Consider the following 15,457-nt stretch of genomic DNA (forward strand, 5'->3'; position numbering starts at 1 on the left):
TTTTATAAATATATCTAAGTTTATTTTTGTAAATATATGATCAAAAGTTTATTTTACAAACATATCAATAGCTTTATTAAGATCTTCTATGCTTTGTTTATTTTCTTTAGAACATGTATGATGGATACAATGAGCTAGATGTTCTTTTAAAACAGCTTTTGCGGTATTGTTAACAGCTGCTTTAATAGCGGCAAGTTGTATTAAAATTTTACTACAATCCTCATCTCTTTTTACCATGTTTTTAACTGCTTCTAAATGTCCAATTGTGCGACTAAGTCTATTGCTGATTGCTTTAATATGTTTTTGAGAATGTTGATGTTTTTTTGTATTTTGCATTTATTTTCCTAAAAATCCTTTGATTTTTTAAAGTAAAAAATTAGAATCATTCTAACATAAAAAATAAAAGAAAATGCAATATAAATTTTATTATGCTTAATTTACAATTTCTTAAGCATTTTTTATTAAAATTTAGAAAAAAATCTTAATGGAGTTACACTTGAAAATAAAACGATCTTTAGCCGCTTTGGTAGGTTTTATAAGCTCTTTGGCTTTTTGTATTTTTTTTGTTGGAAATTTACACGCTAAAAATGATGATAATAAAAAAATAGAACAACGTTTACAAGCTTTAGATAAGCTTACAAAAACTTTAGCTATAGTTGAACAATATTATGTTGATGATGAAAATATAAGCGATTTAGTAGACAAGTCTTTATCTGGATTATTGAGCAATCTTGATGCACATTCTTCTTTCATGAATGAGAAAGATTTTAATGATATGAAAATCCAAACTAATGGTGAATTTGGTGGACTTGGAATTACAGTAGGCATGAAAGATGGTGCTTTAACTGTTGTTTCTCCTATGGAAGGAACTCCTGCAGATAAGGCGGGAATAAAATCAGGAGATATAATCTTAAAAATAAATAATGAAGCAACCTTGGGTATGAATTTAAATGATGCCGTAGAAAAAATGCGTGGTAAGCCAAAAACTGAAATTACTTTAACTATTTTTAGAAAAGGTTCTACTAAACCTTTTGATGTGACTCTTATGAGAGATATTATAAAAGTTGAAAGTGTTTATGCAAAATTGATACAAAAAGAAAATATTTTGTATTTAAGAGTAACTAATTTTGATAAAAATGTAGTTGATTTAGCAAGCAAGGAACTTAAAAAATATCCTAATGTTAAAGGAGTTATTTTAGATCTTAGAAATAATCCAGGCGGACTTTTAAGTCAAGCTATAGGGCTTGTTAATTTATTTGTCGATAAGGGTGTGATTGTTTCTCAAAAAGGACGTATAGCCAGCGAAAATCAAGAATATAAAGCAGAGGCAAAAAATAAAATTTCCAATGCTCCCTTGGTAGTGCTTGTTAATGGTGGTAGCGCAAGTGCAAGTGAGATTGTTAGCGGGGCTTTGCAAGATTTAAAAAGAGCCGTAATTGTTGGTGAAAATACTTTTGGAAAAGGTAGCGTTCAGCAAATAATTCCTATTAATAAAACTGAAGCATTAAGATTGACTATAGCAAGATATTATTTACCAAGTGGTCGTACCATTCAAGCCATAGGGGTAAAACCAGATATTGAAGTTTTTCCTGGAAAGGTGAGTGCTCAAGAGGAAGGGTTTAATTTAAAAGAAAGCGAATTAAAACAGCATTTAGAGAATGAACTTCAAAAAACTAATGATAAAAAAGAAGAGAAAAAAGAAGAGAAAAATGATAAAAATATCATTACATTAAAACAAATTTATGAAGATGCGCAATTAAAATCTGCCATTGATGCGGTGAAAATTTTAAATATTAAGGAGGATGCATTATGACAAAAAAAGATTTAATGTATGAAGGAAAAGGTAAAAAACTTTTTAAAACAGATGATGAAAATTTATTAATCAGTGAATTTAAGGATGATTTAACAGCTTTTAATGCTGAAAAAAAGGGAAATGAAAGCGGTAAAGGGGCTTTAAATTGTAAAATTAGTACAGAAATTTTTCATTTGCTTGAAAAAAATGGTATTAAAACCCATTTAGTTGATCGTATTAGCGATACTGAACAACTAGTAAAAAAATGTAAAATTATTCCTATAGAAGTAATAGTACGTAATGTTGCCACAGGCTCTATTGTAAAAAGATTAGGTTTAGAAGATGGCAAAGTTTTACCTTTTGCTTTGGTTGAATTTTGCTTAAAAGATGATGCTTTAGGAGATCCTTTTATCAATGATGATCATTGTTTAATTTTAAATTTGGTTCAAGATGAAACCCAAATTCAAGAGATTAAGAATATTGCCAAAAAGATCAATTCTATTTTAACTCCATTTTTTGATTCTAAAAATTTAAGACTTATTGATTTTAAAATAGAATTAGGCTTAGCTAAAGATAATGAACTTGTTTTAGCCGATGAAATAAGTCCAGATAGTTGTAGATTTTGGGATAAATTTAGTAATGAAAAACTAGATAAAGATAGATTTCGTCAAGATTTAGGCAATGTAAAAGTAGCTTATGAAGAAGTTTTAAAAAGAATTTTAAATTAAGGCATATTGATGAAAATAGTAATAAATATTTTTTTAAAAAATGGAGTTTTAGATCCTCAAGGTAAAGCTATTGAAAAAGCTTTACATTCTTTAAATTTTAATGAAGTTAAAGAAGTAAGAATGGCTAAACAACTCATACTTGATTTAGATGAAAAAGATGAAATAAGGGCTAAAGAGCGTATTGCTAAAATGTGCGAAGAGCTATTGGTTAATAATGTGATTGAAGATTATGAACTGAGCATAAGCGAGAAATTATGAAAGTAGCAATCATTCGATTTCCTGGAACAAATTGCGAATTTGATACAGAATATGCATTTAATAAACTTGGCGCTAAAACTGAAATTATTTGGCATGAGCAAAAAGAATTTAAAGCTGATTTAGTTGTTTTGCCTGGAGGATTTTCTTATGGAGATTATCTAAGATGTGCCGCAATTGCTAAGCTTGCTCCTGCAATGCAAGGTGTTTTTGAGCATGCTAAAAAAGGGGGCTATATTTTAGGAATTTGCAATGGATTTCAAATTCTTTTAGAAAGTGGTCTTTTAAAAGGTGCAATGAAACATAATGAAAAATTAAGCTTTATTTCAAAAAATCAAGATTTAAAAGTAGTTTCAAATCAAAATGTTTTTTTAAGAAATTTTCAAAAAGGTGATATTGTAAATTTACCTATTGCACATGGGGAAGGAAATTACTATGCAAAAGAGAATATTTTAAAAGAATTAGAAGATAAAGATTTAATCACGTTAAAATATCAACAAAATCCTAATGGCTCTCTTTGTGATATTGCTGGAATTTGTGATGAAAATAAAAAGATTTTTGGTCTTATGCCACATCCTGAAAGAGCTTGCGATAGTGTTTTGGGTAATGAAGTGGGCTTAAAAATGTTTGAAGGTTTTATGTGAAAATATTATTTTTTATATTTTTAATTTCTTGTAGCCTTTTTGCTCAAAAAGAAATTTCTGTTTTTGATATCCAAAAAGTACAAAAAGAGCTAGAAAAGTTACCTAAAGAAGATCAAAAAATTTACCAAAATATTGCTCCAAGCGATGAAAATAATGATATAGATACGAGCAATATTGAAGATCCTTTTATCCCTCGAAGTTCTTTGGTACTTACTAATGATGAGTATCCACATAAGGTTTATGTTGGAGAGGTTTTTCCAATTACTATTCATGCAAAAACAACTGAAAATACCAATTTTGATTTTAAAATTAATTTAAAAAAAAATGATGATTTGCTTTTTTTAAATCCTGGTGCGAAATGGGAAAATATACGAGGTGAATATATAACAACTTTATGGTTTGAGGCTAAAACCTCTAATGCTTCTTTAGAACAAATTTCGATTCAATTACTCAGGAATGGAGAAGTTTTTCAGCAATCTACTTTAAATTTAAATCCAATTAGATATGAAATTACGCCAAGTGATAATCATTTTTCACACTTGGTAGCAAGTTCTTTAGAAGTTAAAAAGATAAAAACTAAAAATTTTGATAATAGTAATATTATTGTTATGCTTGAATTAAATGCTACAAATACAAATCTTAAGAGCTTTTATATCAATGGTGTTAAAAAACAAGGAGTAGAAAACTTAAAAGGTGATTTTAATGCTTCTACTGGTTTTTATTATGCTTTATTTCCATCATCTAAAACTCATTTTGATTTTTCTTATTTTAATAAAAATACTAAGAGTCTTGAAAATATGAGTTTTAGACTTGTTATCAGCGATGATGAAATCAGCACTCAAAGTGATTTAAATCCCACTAATAAAGATTTTAATATTTATAAGCAATATGTGCTTTGGTTTTTTACATTTGTTTTTGCACTTGTATTTGTATGGAGAAAAAATTACATTATTTTGGCTTTAGCAATAGCGTGTTTTATACTGAGTTTTTTTATAGATACAAGTATAAAAAATGGTATTTTAAAATCAGGTTCAAGGGTAAGAATTTTGCCAACAGAGCCTTCAACTTTTTTCTATACAGCTCATTCTAAAGAAAAAGTTAAAATTTTGGGAAAAAGATTAAACTATATTAAAGTAGTTCTTGAAAATGGAAAAATAGGATGGGTACTTCGTGAAGATTTGCAAAAAAATTAAAGCTTTATATTTTTGGTTTTTTTTTATTTTTAGTATTTTAATTGTGGTGTGTTGTTTTTGTTTTGTAAAATCTCAAAATATCTTATGGAAAATTCGTAGAATTTGGGCTAAATTTCAAAAATTTACTATTTTTTATAAAACAGAGCTTGTTGGTAAGTTTAATCCTAATGCAAATATGATTTTAATGAATCATCAAAGCGCTTTAGATATTATTGCTTTAGAAGGATTGTATCCTAAAAATTTATGTTGGGTTGCAAAAAAAGAATTAGGCGAAATTCCACTTTTTAAAATTACTATAAAAAAACCAAAATTACTTTGTATTGATAGAAAAAATCCAAGAGATTTGGTGCGTGTATTAAAAGAGGCTAAAGAAAGATTAAATGAAAATAGAGTTTTAGCAATTTTTCCTGAAGGAACACGTTCAAAAACAGAAAAAATGCTTAAGTTTCAAAGTGGAGCTAAAGTTTTAACTGAAAAATTAAATTTAAAAGTTCAACCTATTTTAATTGTGGATTCTGCTAAAATTTTAGATACGAAAAGTTTTAATGTAAATGGTGGAATTTTAAAGATTATTTGTATGGATTTGATAGATACGAGTGATGAAAGATGGCTTGAGAATACTAGAAAAAAAATGCAAGAAGTATTAGAACAAGAAAGAATGAAACAATGTTCAATATAATTTTAATTGTAGGATTAGGTGGCTTTTTGGGTTCTATATTTAGAATGTTAAGTATTAATTTTATTAATAAATTTTTTCCATATTCTATTGGTTTTGGTACTCTTTTTGTAAATATTTTAGGTTCGTTTGCTATAGGAATTTGTTTTTCTTATGCTCAAAATAAAGGCTTATCGCCATTGCTTAAAAATTTTATCAATACAGGATTTCTAGGAGCTTTTACAACTTTTTCTACTTTTTCTTACGAAAATTTAACACTTTTGCAAAGTGGAAGTTATTTTCATCTCTTTCTTAATATTATTTTTAATGTGATTTTATGTTTATTAGCCGTTTGGCTTGGTTTTGTAATTTTTAAATAAATTTTTTAGAATTATGTATTTTTTGCTAAAATAACGTATTTGAAAAATACAAAGGAGAAAAAATGCAATTTCAAACTGAAGTTAATCAACTTTTACAATTGATGATTCATTCTTTATATTCAAATAAGGAAATTTTTTTAAGAGAACTTATCTCTAATGCTAGCGATGCTTTAGATAAATTGAATTTTTTAAGTGTTAGCGATGATTCTTATAAAAGCTTAAAATTTGATCCTAAAATAGAAATTACAATAGATAAGGATAAAAAAACTTTAACCATCAGTGATAATGGTATAGGTATGAATAAAGAAGATTTGATTAATAATCTAGGCACCATTGCAAAAAGTGGTACAAAAAGTTTTTTAGAGAATTTAAGTGGTGATGCTAAAAAAGATTCCCAGCTTATAGGACAATTTGGTGTTGGATTTTATTCTGCTTTTATGGTCGCAAATAAAATCGAAGTTTTAAGCAAAAAAGCTTTAGATGATAAAGCTTATCTTTGGACTTCTGATGCAAATGGTTATGAAATTGAAGATGCTCAAAAAGAAGAGCAAGGAACTAAAATCACACTTTATTTAAAAGATGATGAATTTGCTAATTCTTATAAAATTGAAAGTATTATAGAAAAATATTCAAATCATATACAATTTCCAATCTTTATGGAAAAAGAAGAATATATTCCTGCTAAAGAAGGCGAAGCAGAAGGAAAAACTGAAGTAAAAATTTCTCAAATTAATAAAGCTAATGCTCTTTGGAGAATGCAAAAAACAAGCCTTAAAACCGAAGATTATGAAAAATTTTATGAACAAAATTTTCATGATTCTAATAAGCCTATATTGTATCTTCATACTAAAAGTGAAGGAAAATTAGAATATAGTTCTTTATTTTTTATTCCAAAAAATGCTCCTTTTGATCTTTTTAGAGTGGATTATCAAAGCGGACTTAAACTTTATGTAAAACGTGTTTTTATCAGCGATGATGACAAAGAGCTTTTGCCAACTTATTTACGTTTTGTTAGAGGGATTATTGATGTTGAAGATTTACCATTAAATGTAAGTCGTGAAATTTTACAAGAAAATCAAATCTTAAAAGCGGTAAAAGAAGCAAGTGTTAAAAAAATACTTAGCGAGCTTGAAAAATTAAAAAATAAAGACAAAGACAAATATTTAGATTTTTTTAAAACTTTTGGAAAAGTTTTAAAAGAAGGACTTTATGGTTTTGGAACAGAAAAGGAAAATTTATTAAAACTCATGTTTTATAAAAGCACCAAAGGTGAAAATTTACGTTCTTTAGAAGAATATAAAAATGATTTACAAAAAGATCAAAAAGAAATTTTTTATATCACAGGAAATAATGAAAGCTTACTTAGAAATTCACCTTTATTGGAAGAATATAAGCAAAAAAATATAGAAGTACTTCTAATGGATGATGAGATTGATTCTTTGGTTACTCCTATGTTTGGAGAATATGAGGGATTGAAATTCGTAGCTATTAATCAAGTTGAAGATAAAAATGAATTAAGCGATGAAGAAAAAAAAGAATATGCTCCACTTGTAGCTAAATTTAAAGAACTTTTAAAAGATGAGGTTGAAGATGTAAGACTAACTAGTCGTTTAAAAGATAGTCCAAGTTGTATCGTTTTTGATAAAAATAAACCTGATTTTGCTATGCAGCAGCTTTTAAAGCAAATGGGACAGGAGCAAAATATAAAACCTATCTTAGAAATCAATCCAAAACATGCAATTTTTTCGGGACTTAAAAATAATGAAACATTTTATAGTGATATTGCAATTTTGGTATTAAATATGGCTAAACTTAGTGAAGGTATGGGAATTGAAAATGCTTCTGAATTTAATACAAGTTTGGCCAAAATCATTACAAAGGCTTTTTCATGATAGAAAATATTTCAGCTAATGTTTGGACAAAACAAGACTTAAGCGAATATCAAATTTTTGATGTTCGCACTCCTTTAGAATGGGAAGAAGGTGTATTGCCTAATGCTGAATGTATTTCATTTTATGACCATAAGGGATTTTTAAATGAAAATTTCTTGCAAGAATTTCAAGCTAAAAAAAAGTCCGATAAAAAAATAGCTTTTATTTGTCGTAGTGGTCATAGAAGTATGTTAGCTGCGCAGTATGTAAAAGATAAACTTGGCTTAGATAGTGTGAATTTAGATGGTGGAATGTTAGCGCTTTAAGGAAATTAATGTTAGAAATATATTTATTAATAGCTGCTTTATCATTTTTGTTTCTTTATTTTGCTGTAAAAAAAATAGTTTTAAATGTTGATAATAAGATATTATTAGAACCGATAAAAATGGATATTTATCCAGAATTTTGTGAAGTGATTAATGATAAAATTAGAGCCTTTAAAGAACACAATTTAAAAAATCAAAATAATAGAGAACAATTTTTAGAAAAACTTAGCGATCTAAGTAGAGAACTTACTTTTATTCAAACAATGAATTTGAGTAATAAGAATAATAATATTTGGGAAAATGAGCTTTTTGAATTTTTAAAGAAATTAGAAAATATTTTGATTCATTTTTTGGAAAATGGAGAAGAAGAAGCAGAAAATTTAAGAGAATCTTTAATGCAGGAATTTCAGAGACTAAAATCTGAGCAAAATGATTAGTTTTTACTTGTTTGATTATTATCAGACACGGGTTTTAAAAAATCTTCATTGATTAAAATATTAACTACATCTTTAAACATTGGCAAAGCACTTTGGGCAGCATAATAGCTATAAGGTTTGGTAGGATTTCTTACCAAAACTCCCACAGTATAAGCGTGTGTAGCATCATTAGCAAATCCAAAAAAAGAAGCATTATAGCGGTTTGAGGTATATCCTTGTCTTTCAGCAATTCTAGCTGTTCCTGTTTTACCTCCTAAGGTAACTCCTTTTGTAAAAGCCTTTCTTCCAGTTCCTTTTTCAATAACATCAATTAATATTCTTTGCATGAGTTGGGCCGATTGTGGATTTAAAATGGCTTCTTTTTTTATATCATTATCTAGGCTAACAAAATGCCCATCTTGATAATATTTTTCAGCTAAACGTGGAGTAACATAAATTCCATTATTATTAAAAACATTATAGGCGGCTAATAATTGCATAAAAGTAGTTTTAAGTCCATATCCATAACTTAATACAGATTTTTCTATTTCTCTTAGATGCTTAGGGTTAGGAATTTCTCCTTTTTGTTCATAAGGAAGATCAATGCCGCTTTTATCTCCAAAATTAAAAGTTCTTAAACCTGTGATAATTTCCAAATTGCTGAGTCTTTGTGCAATTTGAATCATTCCTATATTTGAAGAATATCTTATAACTTCTTCAGCAGTCATTTTATCCATTCTGTGATCGTCTCTGATAGTAAATCGTCCTAATTTATAAGATCCACCATAAGTATCAATAATTTCATCAAGGGTTATTTTACCAAGTCTTAGCGCAGTTATAAAAATAAAGGGTTTAATTACAGAACCTGCTTCATAGCCGTATTCAATCGCACTAGCATTTAATACTGATAAATCCTTGCTACGATTTTCAGGATCATAGCGTCTTGAGCTTGCTAGAGCTAAAATTTTCCCAGTTTTACTATCCATAACACCTACAATAATTTCGTTAGCTTTTAAATCTTCATTGCGTTCATCAATGGCTTTTTCAATACTTTTTTGAAGCTTTAAAGAAACATTGAGATATAGATCGCAACCATTAATTTTTTTTTGTTGTAATGATTTTAAATTTAAAATAATATTTCCACCGATATCTTTTAATCCTTGAATTTTTTCATTTTGTAAAGGACTTAAGCATTGATCATAATATTTTTCCAAACCTTTAACACCAATATTTTTTAAAATTCCACTTTCTGGATCTAGTACAACTTTTGTATAACCTATAGCAGGAGTAAGTGCATCATGCGACATATAAATTCTGTCTTCTTCATGTTCAATAATATTTAAACCTCTGGTTTCAACTTTGCCAGAATTATTGGTAAATGCTTTAAAAAATCCTTGTATATATAATTTTTTTGCAAGATCTTTAAGATAATTAGCTTGTTTGGAATCTAAATTTTGAGAAAGAATGAAATTATAAGAGCGTCTTTTTTGATTTTGTATTCTTTTTTTAATATCTGAGATTTCTTTATCGCTAAATCCACTATAAATTTGAAAAAGTTTTAAAAAAAGATCAAACTTATCCTTATCAATACTTCTTAAATCAATCTCAGCACGATAAATTTGTTTTGAAGTTGTAATTGTAAAATTATCTTTTGTAATAATATTACCACGCAAAGCTAAAGAATATTGATCTTTTTCAGTATTTGGAATATGACGTTTGGAAGTAAGTATAAAGGTTGAGCTTAAAAAAATAATCATAAACAAAAGCGCCATGCAATAAGCAAAAGCTACTTTTGAAACACGATTTTTTTTATTTTCTTGCATAGAAATTTAAATTTGAGTTCTTGTAATTTCTTTGTAAGCACTGATAGCTTTATTTCTAACCTCTAGCATAAATTTCATACTGCTTTCAGCTTTGGTAATAGCAATAGCAGCTTGATGTAAATCTTTAACTTGCCCTGTGGCAATATCTGTCATAGCAGCTTCACCAGTTTTTTGGGCTTTATTTAAATCATCAATTTCATTTTTAAGCATTTTAGCAAATTCGTCACCAATATTATTTTGCTGTATATTTTGGTTTGAATTTGTTTTTGAAATATTATTTAATCTTAAATCATTAATGTTATTCATTCTCTATTATCCTCTTAATAAATCAATTGCACTTTGTGCAATAGTTTTTGCACTTGTAAAAGCACTGACGTTAGCTTGATAAGCTCTTGTTGCTTCAATCAAATCAGCCATTTCAATTACAGGATTAATATTAGGATAAGCCACATAACCTTCAGCATTTGCATCAGGATTACTTGGATCATATTTCATTCTAAAATCTTTATCATCTCTTACAACTTTATCCACAACTACACTTTGAATAGCCGGTTTAGCTTCTTCTGGAGAATCTGGATCGTTTAAAGGATTTTCATATTTTAAAAAATTATTATCCTTGCTGATTTGTTCATTCAAAAGTTTATCAAAATCTGTTGCCTTAAAGATCACTTCGCGTCTTCTATAAGGTCCGCCTTCTGCTGTTCTAGTTGTATTTGCATTAGCTATATTGGAGCTAATAACATTCATTCTAAAACGTTGAGCACTTAAACCATATCCGCTAATATCAAAATCACTTAAGTATGCCATAATTTACCTTTAACTTAATTTAGAACTTGCATCAAGTATGGAGCTAAATATACTACTTTGTTTTCTTAAAACCCCATCAAGAGCTGTAATCATAACTGTATTTTTGCTCATTTCTGTAGTTTCAACATCTAAATCTACTGTATTGCCATCATTTCTTGCTAAATGACCATCTCTTAAATAAATGGTTGATTTATTAGGATCTGGAAATTTCCAAGGTTCTTGATGACCTTTTTCTGTTACAGCTAATTTTAATTCTTTATCATCATTTTTTTTAAAAATTTCATTAGCACGATGCACTAAAGCAGTTTCAAATTCTATATCTCTTGATTTATAAAAAGGAGTATCGACATTTGCAAGATTAGCATTAATCAATTGATTTCTAAGATTTCTACCTGCTAAAGCACTAGTAACAAGTTCTTTTGATTTGAATGGGTCGATCATTTTTTATCCTTTTTATTATTTTAAAACTTTATAAGCAAATATTGTTCCAACTTTAAATTTTTATCTATTTTTTTTGCGAGTTAATAGCTTTGTTATGATCATTTAAATTGCTTGTAAAAATATGAACTCCAGTTTTTTTATCGCGTACAAAATATAAATAATCCGTTTTTGCTGGAAAAATAGCTGCACGAATTGCAGCCAAAGAAACATTACAAACTGCTTCTTTTGGTAAACCTTCAAATTTATATGTATTATAAAATGTTTTATCTTGTCGGATTCTTTGAGGTGTAATTTTTTCATGAGAATAAATACCATAGTTTAAAGTTCCATCCATTTGTAACTTCATACCTTTTTTAAGGCGATTGTAAATTACGCTTGCAACTATAGGCATTTCTGATTCATTGGCAGCTTCTTTTTGAATCACTGAGGCTACTATAATATATTGATGCCATTTTTTACGATTATATTCTCCAAAAATTTTTTTAGAAGTGATTTGATTTGATTTCTCAGAAATAGCAAGTAAATTTTGTATTAATAAGCTTTCTGAAATTCCTTTTGGAATTTCATAGGTTTCTGGTAAAAAAACTCCTTCAGGATAGGGAGATTGTTTTTGAAATTCAGATAAAAGTGTTTCTTTATTGAGGTCTAATTTTTTGGAGACTTGATCTAAAAAAATAATACTTGTTTCCCCAGGAATTAATGTAATTGTTTCAAGTGCAGCTTTAGCTACGGTTAATTTGTATAAAAAATCTATTCTATTTAATTTTTGCATTCCCAGATCAATCCATCCAGATTGCGGATGCCCTAAAAAAAATAAAATATATTTATCAATAGTGCTCATTTCATATTTTTTTTCTTTAAGATATGATATAATCTGAGCAATAGAGCCTTTTGGTATAAAAATGACAGAATCGCTTTTTAAGGGTTGAATTAAATAATAACAAATTCCCATAATAAATATCAATAAGAAGTTACGTATGAAAAAGAAAATATTATATATATTAGTAATATTATTTGTGTTGTTTTCGGTTATGTTTTTAGTATTAAAAAATGGAATATTCATTTCTAGCATCCAATTTGATTTTTTAAAAATTCAGCAATTATATATTAAATTAGATAAAAAACTTATTTTTCGAGCAAAAAATATTGCTTTAAATTTTAATGATACTTCAGAAAATAATTCTAATTTTGATTCTAAAACTTTATTAAAAATGATGAAAAATTTAAAATATTTATATAATTTTGTTGAAGAAGTAAATATTGGAAATTTATATTTTAAAAATCAAAAATTAAAAATTTTATTTAAAGACGGTGATTATTTTATAGACAGTAATGATCTTTTTTTAAAAGCTTCCTTTACTGTAAACAATGGTAATTTATCAGGAACAATTAATTCTTTAAAGCTAAAAAAATACGATTTAAATTTAAACGGTTTTTTTGAAATAAAAACAAAAAGTAATTTTTATAATTTAAATTTAAATGCAAATAGTGATAATTTAACTTTTAAAAGTATAATAAGTTATAAAGATAATAAATTACTTTATCAAATTAGTGATCTTAATGCAACAAATATACAAAATATAGCAACTATAATCAGAAGGGATTTTGTTTTAAATGAAGCCTTAGATCAGTGGATATTTAAAAATGTTGTTGGAGAATTTTATCATTTAGATTTTTTGCAAGGTTTTATAGATTTTAAACAAAATAATTATTATTTTGATAATATAAGTGCTTCAGGATATATTGATAAAGTCAGAGTTCGTTTAGAAAATAATATGGATGCTATTGAAATTCCAAGAGTTGATTTAAATTTAAGTCAGCAAAAGTTGGATTTGCAATTTAATAAGGCTTCTTATGATGGAGCAGATTTAAGTCAAAGTAAAGTTTATTTATATGATATTTTCAACGAAGAAAAAGCTGGAATTTATTTGCGAATAAAATCAGATAATTTGAAATTAGATGAAAAGCTTGAAAAAGCTTTGAAAAATTATCATCTTAACTTGCCTTTTTATCAAAAAAGCGGAACCGTTAAGGCAGATTTGGAACTTAAAATTGATTTTCACGAGAAAGGGCAATTTCTTCATAATGGAATATTTTATTTAAATAGTGCTAATATATCTTTGGCTGATATGAATATTTCCAAGGGATTGATTAAATTAACTCAAGATGATTTAAGTATAGAAAATGCTGATATAGAAAATCGATATTTAAAAGCTAATATAAATGCTAAAATTAATTTAAAGGAAAAACAAGGAATTTTTAATATCCAACTTTATAAATTGCATTTCGATGATGATTTATTGGATATTGAAAATCAAAATATTACTCTTAATTTAGATTTAAATCAAGATTTATTAACTATACCAGAATGGAATTTAATAGCTAATTTTAAAAATGGATTAGAATTTAATTTAAATAATCCTAATATTTTATTTTCTTATTCTAAAATTCTTAAAGATTTTGGTTTTAATGGAGCTGAAAGTGTTTATTTTAAAAGTTTAGATTTTAAAGATTTTGATTTGCAAGCACAAGATGTTAGTTTTAACCATAATTTATTTATCAACAACCAAACACCTTACAATAAAGATAGTTTTAGTATTGTAAGAAAAAATGATATTATATATATTAATACACAAAGTGATCTTATAAGTGCTACAATATCTTCACTTAAAAAAGAAATACAGGTAAAAAATTTAACTTATATTTATAAAAAACAAAAAAATTCTCCAAATAGTTTTGATATCAGTACCAATAAACAAAATATTATTTTTGGCGGAGCCAATTGTGCTTTGATATTGGCTGATATGAATAAAACTTTAGCTTTTGATAAATTGGAGATAAATTTAGATAAGAATATCTTAAATGTTCAAGGTTCAAGAGGAAATACAAATTTAAATTTTTACTATAGCCCAGATGATTTAAAATTTTTTGTTAAAAATATAAATGATCAATACTTAAATGAATTTTTACAAAAGCAAGCTGTGCAAGATGGAATTTTTAATCTAAGTATTGTTGGAAGTGGTCTTGAGTATTTTGATGGAGAATTTGATTTTAAAAATACTTTTGTAAAAGATTTAAAAGGTGTTAATCAATTGATTTCATTTATAGATACAGTTCCTAGTTTATTGATGTTTAAAACTCCAACTTTTAATCAAAAAGGTTTAAAATTTCAAAATGGAAAAGTTATTTTTAATCGAAAAAAAGATTTATTAAGCTTTAGTGCTATTAATTTAAATGGAGATAGTGTTGATATTTATGGATTGGGCAGTGCTAATTTGCGTCTTGATACTATAGATTTAAATTTAGAGTTAAAAACTTTAAAATCAGCCTCTGAAACCATTTCAAAAGTCCCAATTTTAAATTATGTCATTTTGGGGAAAAATCAAGAAATAAGTACAAATATCAAAGTAGATGGAAAAATCGATAATCCGAATTTTCATACTCAAATTTTAACTGATACTTTAAAAACTCCGTTTAACTTGATTAAAAATATCATACAATTGCCTAAAAATTTATTTGATTGAGAGAGTTTATTTTAACTTAAAATAAACTCTCTTGCCATTCTATGCATTTTTATAAATATTTCATTTAAGATTATTGAGTTTATTAAGCAAACTAAAATAAAAGCTATATGTTACAAAATTACTCAAAAAATAAAAATTAATTAAAAATATATACAATACAAAATTAGTAATGAAGATAAAAATAAAATTATCATATGTAATTATATAAATTAGCTTATACTTTTAGCCAAGAATAAAAGAGTTGAAGCCATTCTAAAGTATGGTCGTTTGTTGGTATGCTTATTTAATTAAGAGGGATAAAATAAAAAAGAATTATTAAAATAATTCTTTTTCTAGTAAGAATGCTATTATCGTAGAATTTATTTAGATAATGCATAATTTAAATACAAGAATAAAAATAGGTGAGTAATTAAATTTAAAAGAAAAAATTAATGTTTGAGTTTGAGCTTAAATTTGAAATTAATAAAATCTTTGAATGATTGTAGAATTCGATCTTAGATAGCGTATTTGAAATTATAAATATTAATTAGATGTTTGGAAAAAATAAAAACTAGAATTATTTTTGATTTAATATTGTTTATAGGGAAAAAATTAAAAATGAT

17 protein-coding genes are annotated in these 15,457 nt (G+C 26.4%); 11 read left to right on the forward strand and 6 right to left on the reverse strand.

Features of this window, described 5'->3' with window-relative positions:
• Window positions 1-48 precede the first annotated feature (48 nt).
• Complete coding sequence (locus tag ACD570_RS03375; RefSeq protein WP_200281844.1) at window positions 49-336, reverse strand: metal-sensing transcriptional repressor; 288 nt, start codon at window positions 334-336, stop codon at window positions 49-51.
• Between the two features lie 220 nt (window positions 337-556).
• On the opposite strand from ACD570_RS03375, the gene ACD570_RS03380 reads away from it, so the two are divergent.
• The 10 genes from ACD570_RS03380 (at window position 557) to ACD570_RS03425 (ending at window position 8,281) form a co-directional block, all read left to right on the forward strand.
• Complete coding sequence (locus ACD570_RS03380; RefSeq protein ID WP_415858885.1) at window positions 557-1,813, forward strand: S41 family peptidase; 1,257 nt, start codon at window positions 557-559, stop codon at window positions 1,811-1,813.
• Window positions 1,810-2,520, forward strand: a complete 711-nt coding sequence (gene purC / locus ACD570_RS03385) for a phosphoribosylaminoimidazolesuccinocarboxamide synthase (protein ID WP_417904402.1) — start codon at window positions 1,810-1,812, stop codon at window positions 2,518-2,520. Before ACD570_RS03380 ends, purC begins: the two co-directional genes overlap by 4 nt.
• 9 nt (window positions 2,521-2,529) lie before the next feature.
• Entirely contained in the window at window positions 2,530-2,778 is a 249-nt protein-coding gene (gene purS, locus ACD570_RS03390; protein ID WP_200281852.1) for a phosphoribosylformylglycinamidine synthase subunit PurS, read from the forward strand.
• The gene (gene purQ / locus ACD570_RS03395; RefSeq protein ID WP_417904403.1) at window positions 2,775-3,419 is read left to right on the forward strand and encodes a phosphoribosylformylglycinamidine synthase I; all 645 of its coding nucleotides are present in this window, start codon (window positions 2,775-2,777) and stop codon (window positions 3,417-3,419) included. Before purS ends, purQ begins: the two co-directional genes overlap by 4 nt.
• On the forward strand, window positions 3,416-4,612 hold the full coding sequence (locus ACD570_RS03400; protein WP_417904404.1) for a hypothetical protein: 1,197 nt from the start codon (window positions 3,416-3,418) through the stop codon (window positions 4,610-4,612). Before purQ ends, ACD570_RS03400 begins: the two co-directional genes overlap by 4 nt.
• A complete protein-coding gene (locus ACD570_RS03405; protein WP_417904405.1) occupies window positions 4,590-5,291 on the forward strand; it encodes a lysophospholipid acyltransferase family protein in 702 nt (233 codons plus the stop codon). The genes ACD570_RS03400 and ACD570_RS03405 overlap by 23 nt, the downstream gene beginning before the upstream one ends.
• Window positions 5,279-5,647, forward strand: coding sequence for a fluoride efflux transporter CrcB (gene crcB / locus ACD570_RS03410; RefSeq protein ID WP_337196414.1), 369 nt, complete (start codon window positions 5,279-5,281; stop codon window positions 5,645-5,647). Before ACD570_RS03405 ends, crcB begins: the two co-directional genes overlap by 13 nt.
• Window positions 5,648-5,709: 62 nt before the next feature.
• The gene (gene htpG / locus ACD570_RS03415) at window positions 5,710-7,539 is read left to right on the forward strand and encodes a molecular chaperone HtpG (protein ID WP_200281860.1); all 1,830 of its coding nucleotides are present in this window, start codon (window positions 5,710-5,712) and stop codon (window positions 7,537-7,539) included.
• The gene (locus ACD570_RS03420; protein WP_200281862.1) at window positions 7,536-7,844 is read left to right on the forward strand and encodes a rhodanese-like domain-containing protein; all 309 of its coding nucleotides are present in this window, start codon (window positions 7,536-7,538) and stop codon (window positions 7,842-7,844) included. The genes htpG and ACD570_RS03420 overlap by 4 nt, the downstream gene beginning before the upstream one ends.
• Before the next feature lie 8 nt (window positions 7,845-7,852).
• Window positions 7,853-8,281 (forward strand): hypothetical protein, encoded by a 429-nt coding sequence (locus ACD570_RS03425; protein WP_200281865.1) that lies wholly within the window; start codon window positions 7,853-7,855, stop codon window positions 8,279-8,281.
• Here the strand turns inward: ACD570_RS03425 and ACD570_RS03430 are convergent.
• The 5 genes from ACD570_RS03430 to mltG all read right to left on the reverse strand — a co-directional run bounded on the left by ACD570_RS03430 (window position 8,278) and on the right by mltG (window position 12,394).
• Window positions 8,278-10,083: a peptidoglycan D,D-transpeptidase FtsI family protein gene (locus ACD570_RS03430; protein ID WP_200281867.1), complete on the reverse strand. Its 1,806-nt coding sequence runs from the start codon at window positions 10,081-10,083 to the stop codon at window positions 8,278-8,280. The two genes, ACD570_RS03425 and ACD570_RS03430, sit on opposite strands and share 4 nt — an antisense overlap.
• Before the next feature lie 6 nt (window positions 10,084-10,089).
• Window positions 10,090-10,389: a flagellar hook-basal body complex protein FliE gene (gene fliE, locus ACD570_RS03435; protein WP_200281870.1), complete on the reverse strand. Its 300-nt coding sequence runs from the start codon at window positions 10,387-10,389 to the stop codon at window positions 10,090-10,092.
• 6 nt (window positions 10,390-10,395) lie between these two features.
• On the reverse strand, window positions 10,396-10,890 hold the full coding sequence (gene flgC, locus ACD570_RS03440; protein WP_137623555.1) for a flagellar basal body rod protein FlgC: 495 nt from the start codon (window positions 10,888-10,890) through the stop codon (window positions 10,396-10,398).
• A 9-nt stretch (window positions 10,891-10,899) separates the two neighbouring features.
• The gene (gene flgB / locus ACD570_RS03445) at window positions 10,900-11,331 is read right to left on the reverse strand and encodes a flagellar basal body rod protein FlgB (RefSeq protein ID WP_200281873.1); all 432 of its coding nucleotides are present in this window, start codon (window positions 11,329-11,331) and stop codon (window positions 10,900-10,902) included.
• 64 nt (window positions 11,332-11,395) lie between these two features.
• Entirely contained in the window at window positions 11,396-12,394 is a 999-nt protein-coding gene (gene mltG, locus ACD570_RS03450; RefSeq protein WP_374260414.1) for an endolytic transglycosylase MltG, read from the reverse strand.
• On the opposite strand from mltG, the gene ACD570_RS03455 reads away from it, so the two are divergent.
• Entirely contained in the window at window positions 12,309-14,855 is a 2,547-nt protein-coding gene (locus ACD570_RS03455; protein WP_417904406.1) for an AsmA-like C-terminal domain-containing protein, read from the forward strand. The two genes, mltG and ACD570_RS03455, sit on opposite strands and share 86 nt — an antisense overlap.
• Window positions 14,856-15,457: the final 602 nt, after the last annotated feature.

The sequence above is a fragment of the Campylobacter sp. LH-2024 genome, from assembly GCF_048270605.1.
GTDB lineage: Bacteria > Campylobacterota > Campylobacteria > Campylobacterales > Campylobacteraceae > Campylobacter_D > Campylobacter_D molothri.

Bases quoted from the DNA above. Each gene is read 5' to 3' on its own strand.
- mltG (WP_374260414.1), bottom strand. From the start codon at position 12,394: ATGAATATTCCATTTTTTAATACTAAAAACATAACCGAAAACAACACA.
- purQ (WP_417904403.1), top strand. From the start codon at position 2,775: ATGAAAGTAGCAATCATTCGATTTCCTGGAACAAATTGCGAATTTGAT.
- flgB (WP_200281873.1), bottom strand. From the start codon at position 11,331: ATGATCGACCCATTCAAATCAAAAGAACTTGTTACTAGTGCTTTAGCA.
- htpG (WP_200281860.1), top strand. From the start codon at position 5,710: ATGCAATTTCAAACTGAAGTTAATCAACTTTTACAATTGATGATTCAT.
- ACD570_RS03430 (WP_200281867.1), bottom strand. From the start codon at position 10,083: ATGCAAGAAAATAAAAAAAATCGTGTTTCAAAAGTAGCTTTTGCTTAT.
- ACD570_RS03420 (WP_200281862.1), top strand. From the start codon at position 7,536: ATGATAGAAAATATTTCAGCTAATGTTTGGACAAAACAAGACTTAAGC.
- fliE (WP_200281870.1), bottom strand. From the start codon at position 10,389: ATGAATAACATTAATGATTTAAGATTAAATAATATTTCAAAAACAAAT.
- ACD570_RS03425 (WP_200281865.1), top strand. From the start codon at position 7,853: ATGTTAGAAATATATTTATTAATAGCTGCTTTATCATTTTTGTTTCTT.
- purC (WP_417904402.1), top strand. From the start codon at position 1,810: ATGACAAAAAAAGATTTAATGTATGAAGGAAAAGGTAAAAAACTTTTT.
- ACD570_RS03455 (WP_417904406.1), top strand. From the start codon at position 12,309: ATGAAAAAGAAAATATTATATATATTAGTAATATTATTTGTGTTGTTT.
- ACD570_RS03375 (WP_200281844.1), bottom strand. From the start codon at position 336: ATGCAAAATACAAAAAAACATCAACATTCTCAAAAACATATTAAAGCA.
- flgC (WP_137623555.1), bottom strand. From the start codon at position 10,890: ATGGCATACTTAAGTGATTTTGATATTAGCGGATATGGTTTAAGTGCT.
- purS (WP_200281852.1), top strand. From the start codon at position 2,530: ATGAAAATAGTAATAAATATTTTTTTAAAAAATGGAGTTTTAGATCCT.
- crcB (WP_337196414.1), top strand. From the start codon at position 5,279: ATGTTCAATATAATTTTAATTGTAGGATTAGGTGGCTTTTTGGGTTCT.